Annotated in this window: 10 protein-coding genes; 8 read left to right on the top strand and 2 right to left on the bottom strand. The window is 65.0% G+C overall.

What is annotated here, in order from left to right; translation table 11 throughout:
- Nucleotides 1-99 precede the first annotated feature (99 nt).
- The 6 genes from GA0061098_RS01115 to GA0061098_RS01090 all read left to right on the top strand — a co-directional run bounded on the left by GA0061098_RS01115 (nt 100) and on the right by GA0061098_RS01090 (nt 8216).
- A complete protein-coding gene (locus GA0061098_RS01115) occupies nt 100-3108 on the top strand; it encodes a xanthine dehydrogenase family protein molybdopterin-binding subunit (RefSeq protein WP_091952526.1) in 3009 nt (1002 codons plus the stop codon).
- Nucleotides 3105-3920 (top strand): FAD binding domain-containing protein, encoded by an 816-nt coding sequence (locus GA0061098_RS01110; protein WP_091952524.1) that lies wholly within the window; start codon nt 3105-3107, stop codon nt 3918-3920. The genes GA0061098_RS01115 and GA0061098_RS01110 overlap by 4 nt, the downstream gene beginning before the upstream one ends.
- Nucleotides 3917-4435 carry a (2Fe-2S)-binding protein gene (locus GA0061098_RS01105; protein ID WP_091952522.1) on the top strand — a complete coding sequence of 173 codons (519 nt, stop codon included), beginning with the start codon at nt 3917-3919 and terminating at the stop codon, nt 4433-4435. Before GA0061098_RS01110 ends, GA0061098_RS01105 begins: the two co-directional genes overlap by 4 nt.
- Nucleotides 4428-5972 carry an AMP-binding protein gene (locus GA0061098_RS01100; RefSeq protein WP_091952520.1) on the top strand — a complete coding sequence of 515 codons (1545 nt, stop codon included), beginning with the start codon at nt 4428-4430 and terminating at the stop codon, nt 5970-5972. Before GA0061098_RS01105 ends, GA0061098_RS01100 begins: the two co-directional genes overlap by 8 nt.
- Before the next feature lie 29 nt (nt 5973-6001).
- Entirely contained in the window at nt 6002-6808 is an 807-nt protein-coding gene (locus tag GA0061098_RS01095; protein WP_091953850.1) for an enoyl-CoA hydratase/isomerase family protein, read from the top strand.
- Between the two features lie 76 nt (nt 6809-6884).
- Nucleotides 6885-8216: an MFS transporter gene (locus GA0061098_RS01090; protein ID WP_091952518.1), complete on the top strand. Its 1332-nt coding sequence runs from the start codon at nt 6885-6887 to the stop codon at nt 8214-8216.
- A gap of 39 nt (nt 8217-8255) precedes the next feature.
- On the opposite strand, the gene GA0061098_RS01085 is transcribed toward GA0061098_RS01090, so the two are convergent.
- Nucleotides 8256-8990, bottom strand: coding sequence for an SDR family NAD(P)-dependent oxidoreductase (locus tag GA0061098_RS01085; RefSeq protein ID WP_091952515.1), 735 nt, complete (start codon nt 8988-8990; stop codon nt 8256-8258).
- Nucleotides 8991-8999: 9 nt separating this feature from the next.
- Nucleotides 9000-10040 (bottom strand): LacI family DNA-binding transcriptional regulator, encoded by a 1041-nt coding sequence (locus tag GA0061098_RS01080; RefSeq protein WP_091952513.1) that lies wholly within the window; start codon nt 10038-10040, stop codon nt 9000-9002.
- A 168-nt stretch (nt 10041-10208) separates the two neighbouring features.
- Here GA0061098_RS01080 and GA0061098_RS01075 point away from each other — a divergent pair, with 168 nt between their 5' ends.
- Nucleotides 10209-11510 (top strand): ABC transporter substrate-binding protein, encoded by a 1302-nt coding sequence (locus GA0061098_RS01075; RefSeq protein WP_091952511.1) that lies wholly within the window; start codon nt 10209-10211, stop codon nt 11508-11510.
- A gap of 61 nt (nt 11511-11571) precedes the next feature.
- On the top strand, nt 11572-12459 hold the full coding sequence (locus GA0061098_RS01070) for a carbohydrate ABC transporter permease (RefSeq protein WP_091952509.1): 888 nt from the start codon (nt 11572-11574) through the stop codon (nt 12457-12459).
- Nucleotide 12460 lies beyond the last annotated feature (1 nt).

The raw sequence follows: 12460 nt of genomic DNA, 5'->3' as shown, positions 1-12460 counted from the left end.
TTTGGTAAGTCGTGAGAGCGGGCGGTATGGCCCTCGCGCCTCCTGTCCTGACAAACGTCGCCGTCGCGTCAGAGAACGCGTCGGGAGGTATGCCGGGACATGGTGCAGGCTGCGGTTCAATCCGCAAATTCGGTTGATCAGAGCGGCGACAAGCCGTGGGTCGGGCGTTCAATCGAGCGCGTCGAGGATGCCGCGCTGCTCAGTGGCCGCGGCCGTTTCATTGACGACCTCGGCGTCCAGCCGGGCACGCTGCATGCGACGATCCTGCGCTCGCCGCACGCGCACGCCGATATCGTTTCGATCGACGTTGAAGCGGCCAGGCGGCTGCCGGGCGTTGCCGCGGTCCTGACCGGCGAACAGATCAAGGCGGTCACCACAAGTCTCGTCGTCGGTGTGAAGGCGCCGGTCGAGTGCTGGCCGATTGCGGTCGAACGCGTGCGCTATGTCGGCGAACCGGTCGCCGTGATCGTGGCGACCGATCGTGCCCGCGCCGAAGATGCGGCCGAACTCATCAATGTCGCGTATCGCCCACGAGCGGCCACAGTCGATCCGCTCGGAGCGATAGCACCAGGTGCACCCGTTCTGCATGACGGCTTTCCCGGCAATCTCGCCAGCGACCGCGCGTTTCGCTACGGCGATCCTGAAAAAGCGTTTGCGGATGCGCCGCATCGCTTCTCCATCGACATCCGCTATCCCCGCAACTGCTGCACGCCGATAGAGACTTATGGCGTCGTTGCCTCGCATGATGCCGGCGAGGATGCCTTTGAGGTTCTCGCGAATTTTCAAGGGCCCTTCAGCATCCACACCGTGATTGCGCGTGCACTGAAAGTTCCGGGCAATCGGCTGCGGCTGCGCACGCCGCCGGATTCCGGCGGCAGCTTTGGCGTCAAGCAGGGCGTGTTTCCGTACATCGTTCTGATCGCAGCTGCTGCGCGCGTCACGGGGCGGCCGGTGAAGTGGATCGAGGACCGGCTCGAGCATCTCACGGCGTCGGTGTCGGCGACCAACCGCGCGACGACATTGGCCGCGGCGGTTGCTGCCGACGGCAAGATCCTCGCGCTCGACTGGGACCAGGTCGAGGATTGCGGCGCGCATTTGCGCGCGCCCGAGCCGGCCACGCTCTACCGCATGCACGGCAACATGACGGGGGCCTACGACATCGGCCACGTCAGGATCCGTAATCGCGTCGTGGTCACCAACAAGACACCGACCGGCCTCAACCGCGGCTTCGGCGGGCCGCAGGTCTATTTCGCGCTGGAACGCCTGATGCAGCGGATTGCGATCGGGCTCGGTCTCGATCCGCTCGATGTCATCAAGCGCAATCTGATCGAGGCAGGTGCCTTTCCCTATCGCACCGCGACCGGCGCGTTGCTCGATTCCGGCAACTACCAGGATGCGATCGCGCGCGCGGTCGAGCAGGGCAAACTTGCGGAACTGAAGGCGCGGCGCGACGCGGCGCGGGCAGAGGGGCGTCTCTACGGGATCGGCTTCACGGCGGTGGTGGAGCCCAGCGTCTCCAATATGGGTTATATCACAACGGTGCTGACCGCGGCCGAGCGCCGCAAGGCCGGGCCGAAGAACGGGGCGCAGGCGACCGCCACTGTCGGACTCGATCCGGTCGGCAGCGTCACTGTTCATGTCGCCTCCGTGCCGCAGGGGCAGGGTCATCGCACCGTGCTGTCGCAAGTGGTAGCCGACGTCTTCGGCCTGGAGCCGAAGGACATCCGCGTCAACACCGAGATCGATACCGCCAAGGATGCCTGGTCGATCGCGTCGGGAAATTATGCCAGCCGCTTCGCCGCCGCGGTGGCCGGCACGGCAAAACTGGCAGCCGAGCGCATTGCCGGCCGTCTCGCCCGCATCGCCGCCAGCCAGTTGAACGTCGAAGCTGCGGACATCGTGTTTGCTAAGGGCTTCGTTGCCTCCAGGCACAATCCGGAAAACCGGATCGCGTTCTCGCGTGTCGCCGCGCTCAGTCATTGGTCGCCGGGCTCGCTGCCTGACGATGGCGGCCAGACCATCCGTGAGACTGTGTTCTGGACGCCGCCGGAGCTGACGCCGCCCGGCGAGGACGACCGCATCAACTCCTCGCTGTGCCATGGCTTCATCTTCGACTTCTGCGGCGTCGAGATCGACCGCACCACTCTGCAGACGCGGATCGACCGCTACGTCACGATGCATGATTGCGGCACCATCCTGCATCCCGGCATGGTCAATGGCCAGATCCGTGGCGGCTTCGCGCAGGCGCTCGGTGCCGCGCTCTACGAGGAATATGCCTACGCCGAGGACGGCAGCTTTCTGACCGGAACGCTGGCGGACTATTTGCTGCCGACCACCACCGAAGTGCCGGAGCCCGAGATCTTCCACATGGAGACGCCGTCGCCGTTTACGCCACTCGGCGCGAAAGGCGTCGGCGAAGGCAATTGCATGTCGACGCCGGTCTGCCTCGCAAATGCGGTCGCGGATGCGCTCCGCGTTGCCGACATCACGTTGCCTCTGGTGCCCGCGCGGCTTGCCGAGCTGGTGCGCGGCGCCGAGCCGCCGCCTCCCGCGGGGGGCGTGGCTGCGGTGCCTGCGCGCGAAGCGGATCGGCGGCTTCGCGGCGAAGGGCAGGCCTCGGTGAGGGGGACGCCCGAGCAGGTCTGGGCCATGCTGCTCGATCCCGCCACGCTCCAATCGATCATTCCCGGCTGCCAGCGCGTCGACAAGATCACCGAGACGCATTTCCGCGCCGACGTCACGCTCGGCATCGGACCCGTCACCGGGCGCTATCGCGCCGACGTGGAGCTGTTCGATCTCGATCCGCCGCGCGCGGTCACCTTGCGCGGCAGCGCCACCGGCGCGCTCGGCTTCGGCAGCGCCGAGGGGCGCATCATGCTCGCGCCCGACGGCAGCGGCGGGACGAAGCTGACCTACAGCTATGACGCCGCGATCGGCGGCAAGATCGCAAGCATCGGCGGCCGGCTGCTCGACGGCGCGACGCGGGTGATCATCGGCCAGTTCTTCGCAGCGCTCGCCCGCAAGGCCGGCGGCGGTGGTGCCTCGGGCGGCTTCTCGCTGTTCGCTCTGCTGGCGAAATTCGCCGACCGGTTCGGGGGGCGCCGATGAAGCCGCCCGCATTCGACTATCTCCGCGCCGAAACTGTCGGTGATGTCCTCGATGGGCTCGCGCAGCATGGCGGCGATGCCCGTGTGCTCGCCGGCGGACAGTCGCTGATGGCGATGCTCAATATGCGCCTGGCCAAGCCGAAGCTTCTGATCGATATCATGCGGATCCGGGAGCTCCGCAAGATCGAGCGGACAGCCGATGCCGTCGTCATCGGTGCCGGCGTGCGCCAGGCCGATCTGCTGGCCTGGCCGGATCTGGCCGAGGCATTGCCGCTGGTGGCGTTGGCGCTGCCCTGCGTCGGTCACATGCAGACCCGCAGCCGCGGCACCATCTGCGGCTCGCTCGCGCATGCCGATCCCAGCGCCGAGATGCCGCTCGCGCTGGTCGCGCTCGGCGGCGAGGTGCTTTTGCGCAGTGCCAGGCGCCGTCGCCGCGTCGCGGCCAAGGATTTCTTCGCCGGCATGATGCTGACGGCGCGCAGCGACGACGAGCTGATCGAGGGCATCTCGCTTCCGGTCATCAATGGATCTAACTTCGCGTTCCGCGAGGTCGCGCGCCGGCACGGCGATTTTGCCATCGTGGCCTGCGCCGCGACGAAGACGCCATCGGGCGTCCGCCTCGCGGTCGGCGGCGTTGCGGACGTCCCAACCGCGCGGGACTGGCCGCGACTTGAGGGCAGCGCGCTCGACGATGCCCTCAACGCCTTTGCCTACGAGCTCGGTGCGCGCGACGACGTTCATGCCACCGCGCGCTATCGCCGCGACCTCGTGCGCATGATCGGCCGCGATCTGATCGGCGAGGTTCTGCGATGACCCGTCTCAAATCCGACGTCCGCCATCCCATCCACGTCTCGCTGAATGGCGAGCCCGTCGCGGGGGAAGCCGAGCCTCGGACGCTGCTGTCCGATTTCCTGCGGCACCAGTTGGGCGCCACCGGCACCCATGTCGGCTGCGAGCACGGCGTCTGCGGTGCCTGCACGGTCGTCGTCGACGGCATGCTGACCCGTTCCTGCCTCACCCTGGCGGCGCAGGTCGACGGCTGCGAGATCAAGACGGTTGAAGGGCTTGCACCCGCGGCCGATCGCCTCGGCGTGCTGCAACAGGCCTTCCGCCGCCACCACGCGCTCCAGTGCGGCTTCTGCACCGCCGGCATCCTGATGTCGCTCGATCATTATCTCGCCAGGAACCCGGCGCCGATCGAGGCGGAGATTCGCGATCTTCTCAGCGGGCATCTGTGCCGCTGCACCGGCTACACGCCGATCATCCAGGCGGCCCTCGAAGCCGCCGCCCAGCTCGCTTCATCGAAAAAAGAGACGTCAGATGCTTGATCTCGCCAGCAGCTTCATGGCCAGCGCCGCGCGCGATCCGCGCGCCATCGCGCTGGTCGACGGCGATCTCCGCCTGACCTACCGGCAATGGTACGACAAGATCTCTGCTTTGGTCGCATCCTTCGGTCGCCTGGACCTCAAGCCCGGCGACCACGTCGTCACGCTGCTGCAAAACCGCTGGGAGGCCGCGACGCTGCATTGGGCCTGCCAGTTCGCAGGACTCGTAATCACCCCGATCAACTGGCGAGCCAAGGCCGACGAGCTGGACTTCTGCATCGAGAACGCCGAAGCCCGCGCGGTTTTCTACCAGGATGTTTCTGCTGAGGCGGTGCAGGGTTCGGCGCTCGCCGGCCGGCTGCTACGCGTGTCGGTCGATCCGGGCACAGGCGAGGCGACAGGCTTTGCCGATCTGATCAGGGGCAGCGCGCCCGACGCCGAGCCGTGCGTCGGCTCTGATGCCTGGTCGATCATGCTCTACACATCGGGCACGACCTCGCGGCCGAAGGGCGTGCCGCGGCGTCATCGCGCCGAGCGTGCCGCGGCGATCGCCCATGTCGCGCAAAATCTCTACGGCCGCGGCGAGCGCACGCTCGGCGTGATGCCGCTCTACCACACCATGGGCGTCCGCTCGTTGCTCGCGATGTCGCTGATCGGCGGCAGCTTCATCTGCCTACCGCGCTATGACAGCCGCCAGGCGCTGGAGCTGATCGAGCGGGAAGGGATCACCAATCTCTATCTGGTGCCGACGCTCTATCACGATCTCGTCCATCACGAGGCCTTTGCCCGGACCGACGTCTCCAGCGTGCGCAAGCTCGGCTTTGCCGGCGCCTCGATGACGGATGGCCTGCTGAAGAAGCTGAACGAGGCCTTCAGGCCGGAGCTGTTCGTCAATCATTACGGCAGCTCCGAGATCTACACCTTCACGATCGATCAGAACGCCGCCGCAAAGCCCGGCTCGGCAGGCAAGGCCGGGCTGAACCAGCACGTCAAGGTCGTGCGCATCGGTGCGCGTTCGGTGACGGAGCTTGCCGCGGTCGGCGAGGAGGGCGAGATCATCGCCACGCTCGCGGGCGACGAGGCTTTTGAGGGCTACTGGCGCCGCTCCGAAGCCGACGCCAAATCGTTGCGCGAAGGTTGGTATTTCACCGGCGACACCGGCTTCGTCGATCCCGACGGCGACCTGTTCGTCACGGGCCGCGTCGACGACATGATCATCACCGGCGGCGAGAACGTCTCTCCTGTCGAGATCGAGAGCTGCCTGTCGCTGCATCCCGGGGTCGACGAGGTCGCCGTGGTCGGTGTGGCCGACGAAAAATGGGGCAAGGTCGTCGCCGCCTTCGTCAAGCGCAATCGCAACGTTTCCGAGATCGAACTGGAGCAGTTCTGCCGCACCTCGGGTCTCGCCAACTTCAAGCGGCCGCGCCGCTACGTCTTCGTCGACGCGATTCCGAAATCGCCGGTCGGCAAGCTGCTGCGGCGCCTGCTCGTCGCCGGAGAATACGAGACCGAGCGTCGGCCTCCATCAGACGCCGCTTGATCGTCACGCATCAACAGAAGGAAGCGAAAATGCCGTCACCCTATACTTTTGCCGATCCCCGCCTTGCCAAGCTCGACGGGTTCAAGGTCGAGATCGATGAGGCGCATGAGCGCGCGGACATCATTCTGGGACGTCCGCCCTACAACGTCGTGGCGATGCCGCAGCGCGACCAGCTCCGGCTGACCTTCGAGACGCTGGACGAGGATCCGCGCGTGCGCATCATCGTGCTGCGCGGTGAGGGCGAGCATTTCTCGAGCGGCGGGAACATCGGAGGCTTCATGGAAGCGAGCCCCGAGCACGTTTCCAAGCTCGCCTGGAACATCGCCGCGCCGGCGCGTTGCGCCAAGCCTGTTATCGTCGCCAATCGCGGCTATTGTTTCGGCGTTGGCTTCGAGCTGTCGCTGGCCTGCGACTTCCGTATCGCCTCGGAGACCACGCAGTACGCGCTGCCCGAGCAGAAGCTCGGCCAGATTCCGGGCTCCGGCGGGTCGGCGCGGCTGCAGAAGATGGTCGGCATCACCCGCACCAAGGACATCGTGATGCGCTCCAAGCGCATCTCGGCGAAGCAGGCGCTGGAGTGGGGCATCGCCACCGAATGCGTGCCCGATTCCGAACTGGAGAAGGCGACCGACAAGCTCGTCGACGAGCTCCGCAGCTTCTCGCCACTGGCGCAGCGTACCGCCAAAAAACTCCTCAACGATACCGAGGATTCGACACTCGCTATCGCCATCGAGCTCGAGGGGCACTGCTACAGCCGCCTGCGCCAGTCGGACGATTTCAAGGAAGGCGTCGAGGCCTTCAACGCCAAGCGTCCGCCGAAATTCGTCGGCCGTTGATACGCGACGCAACAAGCTGCCGCGGTTCGCAATGGCGCGGACCGCGGTCCTATTCCAACGGGGAGGGTAAAACAAAATGGCTGAGATGGATATGCCGGTCGCCGGTGCACGGGCATCGACGGATAACAAGCAGATGGTCAATGCGATCATCGCGTCAGTGCTCGGATGGGCGCTCGACCTGTTCGATTTGTTCATTCTGCTCTATGTAGCGCCGGTGGTCGGCGCGCTGTTCTTTCCGTCGAGCAATGCTGCGCTGTCGCTCGCCGCGGTCTACGGTTCGTTCGCCGTTACGCTGCTGATGCGGCCGCTCGGTTCGGCGGTGTTCGGGCACTACGCCGACGTGCACGGCCGCAAGCAGGCCATGCTGATCGCCATCGTCGGCGTCGGCATCAGCACGGCCGCGTTCGGCCTGCTGCCGACCATCGCGCAAGTCGGCGTGGTCGCTCCCATCGTGTTCCTGATTCTGCGCCTGGTGCAGGGCGTGTTCGTCGGTGGCGTGGTGGCCTCGACCCACACGATCGGCACGGAATCGGTGCCGCCGCATTGGCGCGGCGCGATGTCGGGTCTGGTCGGCGGCGGCGGCGCCGGCATTGGCGCGCTGCTGGCGTCCTTCATCTTCCTGGTCACGTCCTCGGTATTCCCCGGAGATGCCTTCGCCGTCTGGGGCTGGCGCTTCATGTTCTTCTCGGGACTGCTGAGCTCGCTGCTCGGCTGGTTCATCTTCCGTAATCTTGAAGAATCTCCTTACTTCAAGGAGCTCAAGCGCCAGCAGGGCAATAAGCAGGCGACGGTCTCGAAGGCGCCAGTCAAGGATGTGTTGTCGCGTGAGTATCGCGGCGTCCTGCTGATCAACCTGCTCATTACCTTCGGCGGCGGCGCCGGTTATTATCTGACCTCGGGGTATTTGCCGAGCTTCCTGAAAGTCATCAACGCGGTTCCGAACCAGACCTCCTCGCTGATCCTGATGGGCGCCAGCGTCTCGGCGTTCTTCGCCGCGGTGCTGGTCGGCGCGCTGAGCGATCTCATCGGCCGCAAGAAGACGTTCCTGCTGATCGGGGTCCTGGCGGCGGTGCTGTTGCCGCTATGCTATCTGAACCTAGCCACGACCAAGGACACCACGCAGATCACGCTCTATGCGCTTGCCATCGCCTTCATCGGTAATGCCGGTTATGCGCCGGTGCTGATCTTCCTGAACGAACGTTTCCCCACGGCGCTCCGCGCCAGCGGCACCGGCCTGTCCTGGAATATCGGCTTTGCGCTGGGCGGTATGATGCCGACGTTCGTTTCGCTGGTAAGCGGCAGCCCCGCGGAGATTCCGATGTCGCTGGCCTACTTCGCGGTCGGCGTGTTCGTGATCTATTTGATCGGCGCGGTCGTGATCCCCGAGACCAAGGGCAACTTCCGCTGAGCTGGATCGGCGCGGCTGCATCTGCGGCCGCGCCAGCCACTACCCCGCAAGAAATCCGCCATCCACCGCGACCACCGTTCCGGTCGCGTATTGCGAGGCTGGCATGCAGAGGAAGGCGACGGCACCGGCGATGTCCTCGGGCTGGCCCCAGCGCTTGAACGCGGTGCGGTCGGCGATGCGCTGATAATGGGCGCGGTCGGTGCGGCCGGCGGCATTGATCGCGGTTTCGACATAACCGGGCGCGACGGCGTTGACGCGGATGCCGTCTTCGGCCCACGCCAGGGCCAGCGCCTTGGTCAGCATCACGACGCCGCCCTTGCTGGCGCAATAGGCCGGAATCCGCGGCAGGGCCAAGGTTGCATTCATCGAGGCGATGTTGACGATCGAGCCTTTCATCTTCGCCAGCTGCGAGCGGAACGCCATGCAGGTCCGGAACGTGCCCGTGAGATTGACGTCGAGCACTTTCGTGAAGGTCTCGATTTCGTATTCCTTGTCCCGCGCCAGGATGCCGGCGCAATTGATCAGCGCGTCGACGCGTTGGTGTTGCCCGGCGAGTGACGCGACGGCTTCATCGCTCGTGACATCGAGCGTCGTGAGCGCAAGTCCGGCGCGCGGCTTGAGCAGGGAGCGTGCGAGATCGGCGTCATTGATGCCTGTGGCGGTCACCGTCGCCCCGAGGTCGCAGAACTGGTTGCTGATCGCGGCGCCGATGTCGCCGGCGCCGCCGATCACGACGGCATGAAAACCGGAGGTGAGAGAAAAGCTGGTACTCATCGGAGGATCTCACTTCAGGATTGCCGGAGGGGGAGCCGTCGATTCCCGGACCACCAGCGAGAAGTCGATCTCACGATGCATGATGGTCTGCTCGCCGGCGAGGCTGCGCACCAGATATTCTCCGGCGCGCTGCCAAGTCTCGTCGGTTGGGACGTGAATCGTCGTCAGGCTCGGTCGCAGATGGCGGCTCCAGTCGAGGTCGTCGAAGCCGACGACCGACAGATCACGCGGCACCGAAAAGCCGCTGCGCTCCGCTTCCAACAGGACGCCGTAGGCAATGACGTCGTTGCCGCAGACCACTGCCGTCGGGCGATTCTTGAGGTTGAGGAGATGGCGGGCCGCCTCGCGCGCGTCGTCCAGGGTGTAGGGCACCTCGACATGCCATTCCGGAGGCAGCTCCAGGCCGTTCTCCGCGAGCGCGCGGCGAAAGCCGGCGACGCGGGCGCCGGCGCGGTCGTTGTTGCGCTGGAGAGCGGAAACGATTCCGATCCGGCGATGGCCGAGCTCGATGACATGCCCGGCCGCCCGATGGGCGGCGGCCTCGTTGTTCGTACCGACGCAAGGGTAGGGCCGGTCGGGCTGATAGATCCCGACATTGATGAAAGGCACCGCATTGTCCGCGAGTAGCTTGCGCAGCCCTTCGTGATGGCAGTCGCCCCGCAGCACGAGGCCATCGACGCCGCGGCCGATCAGGTTGCGGGCCTGTTGCAGCTCGACGTCGAGATCGTATCCGCTCGTGGTGAGAAACAGCATGTAACCCACCGAGGAGAGATATTTTTGCAGTGAGGCGATGCCGCGCGCGAACATCGTGTTGTCGATCGTCGGTACGATCGCGCCAAGCGTACGCGATCGCCGCGATGACAGAATCCGGGCCGGCGCATGAGGGATGTAACCGACGGCTTCGATTGCCTGCGCGATGCGCGCGCGCAGGGACGGGCTCACTGCATCGGGATTGTTGAGCGCACGCGAGACCGATGCCGTCGACACGCCGGCCCGTGCCGCGACGGCGCGGATGCCTTGCTTCGTCAATTTGGCGGACGGTCGATTCATGATGTAACGTTACAATTTCGGATCGTGAGCGTGGCAAGGAGAATATCTGCAATATTGCCGCACAAAATATCGATTGTCCATCGCTTGACAGAGGTGCGTCGGCGCTTAGGATGTAACCGTTTACAGAATGCGCCGACAGCATAAGGCGGCCAGCGGGAGGAGAGTTCGATGAAGGCCAGGATGCTCGCGACGCGCGTCGCGTTGCCCGTTCTTGCGATTGCCGCCGTGAGCGCGCAGGCGCGCGCGGCCGAATTCGACTGGATGAAGTTCAAAGGCAAGACCGTCACTTTTCTCGCCAACAACAATCCGGTTTCGCAGGCGCTGCTCACCTATAAGGCCGATTTCGAGAAGCTGACCGGTATGACCCTGAAGGTCGACGGCTATCAGGAACAGCAGATGCGCCAGCGTCTGGTCACCGTCATGAATGCTAACAGCGACGAGGTCGATGTGTTCATGACGCTGCCCTCGCGCGAAGGCGAGCAGTTCGCCGCTGCTGGCTGGTACGGCGATCTCACCGCGATGGCCAAGAACGAGGTCGCCAAGGACTACGACCCGGCGGGGTTGAGCCAGGCCTTGCTGAAGGCCGCGACGTTCGGCGGCAAGCTGACCAGCATGCCAATGAACATCGAGGGCCCGATTTTCTATTACCGCACCGATATCTTCAAGAAGTGCGGCCTCGAGGCGCCGAAGACCATCAAGGACGTCGAGGCCGCCGCCGAGAAGATCAAGACCTGCGACAGCACGGTGACGCCGTTCGTCTCGCGTGGCCTCAAGCCTGCGATCGCCTACACCTTCAGCAACATGCTGCACAATATCGGCGGCACGTATATCGCGAGCGGCAAGTCGAGCCTGTGCTCGGCCAAGGGCAAGGAGGCGCTCGACACCTATAGCCGGCTGCTGCGCGACTTCGGACCGCCCGGCGTCGTCAATTACAGCTTCCAGCAGATTTCGGCGTTGTATCGCGGCGGCCGCGCGGCGATGGCGTTCGAATCCTCGAATGAATTGCGCACGGTGATGGAAGGCGGCGCGCGCCTGAAGGACACCGGCCTGTTGCCGTTCCCGGCGGGCGAGGCCGGCCAGGTGCCGACCACGATCGGCTGGGGCATGGCGGTGTCCTCGCACAGCAAGCAGCCGGATGCCGCCTGGTACTTCGTGCAGTGGGCGACGAGCCCCGAGGTGCAGAAGAAGATGGCTCTGCAGGGCATTGCCCCGCCGCGTCCGTCCGTCGCCAAGGACCCCGAATATCGCAAGTGGATCGACGAGGAGCCGGTGCGCAAGGAATGGCAGGCCGCGCTCGACGTGCTCGCCACTAAGGGCTCGTCCGAAGTCGGCTATCCCATCGTCGCCAATCCGCAATCGCGCGAGTTCATTGGTCAGGCGGTGCAGGATTTGATCCTGAAGCAAAAGACCGTAGATCAGGCTTGCGCGGACGCCGACAAGGCGCTGGACGCGCTGATCGCGCTGAACTGACCGCCCGGCGCCGGCTGGTTTCGCGCCGGCCGGCACCTAACTCGATCGAGGACAGGAATACATGTCTGACACGGCTGCGACACTTACGCAGGACCGGCAGAAGCTGGAAATGGCGGCGCTCTCGGCGCCGGCCGTGATCTTCACGATCGCGATGATCGCATTTCCGGTCGTCTATACGATCTGGCTCGGCTTCCAGACTTTCTCTTCGACCGGCAAGCAGACCTTTGCCGGCCTTGCCAATTACACGAAGCTGATGTCCGACGTCGAGTTCTGGCATGGGTTGTGGATCACCATTGCGCTGTTCGTGCTCTCGCTGGTGCTGCAGCTCGTCTTCGGCGTCTGGCTTGCGCTGGTGCTGTTTCATGCCAAGCGCCTTCCTGGGATCGTGCGATCGCTGTTCATCTCGCCCTTCATGATGCCGCCGGTGGTCGCCGGAATGATGTGGCTAGTGATCCTCGATCCGTCGCTGGGCGCGGCCAATTACATCCTGCAATCGCTCGGCCTGCCGCCATCGGACTGGCTGGCCTCGCCGACATGGGTCATTCCGACGGTTGCGTTGATCGATAGCTGGCAGTGGACACCGTACGTCGCCCTGATCGTGCTCGGCGGCCTGCAATCTCTGCCGCCGAGCGTCTACGAGGCCGCGCAAATCGATGGCGCATCTGCGTTCAAGACCTTCCAGCGCATCACGCTGCCGCTGCTGCTGCCGACCATCGTCACTGCAGCCATTCTGCGCAGCGTCGATCTCCTGCGCTTTTTCGACATCATCTACATCACGACCCAAGGCGGGCCCGGCAACGCCTCGAATACGCTCAATATCTACGGTTTCCGGGTCGGCTTCGAATTCTTCAACATCGGCTATGCCAGCGCGTTGATGCTGACGCTAACCGCGATCGTGTTCGGCGCCGTGCTCGCCTTCAACCGCCTGCGCGGCGCAGTGGCGTGGTGAT

Origin of the sequence: Bradyrhizobium shewense, assembly GCF_900094605.1 — a bacterium.
GTDB classification, from domain to species: domain Bacteria; phylum Pseudomonadota; class Alphaproteobacteria; order Rhizobiales; family Xanthobacteraceae; genus Bradyrhizobium; species Bradyrhizobium shewense.
Note: the sequence above shows the minus strand (reverse complement) of the source record. Positions and strands in the feature narration are given on the sequence as shown.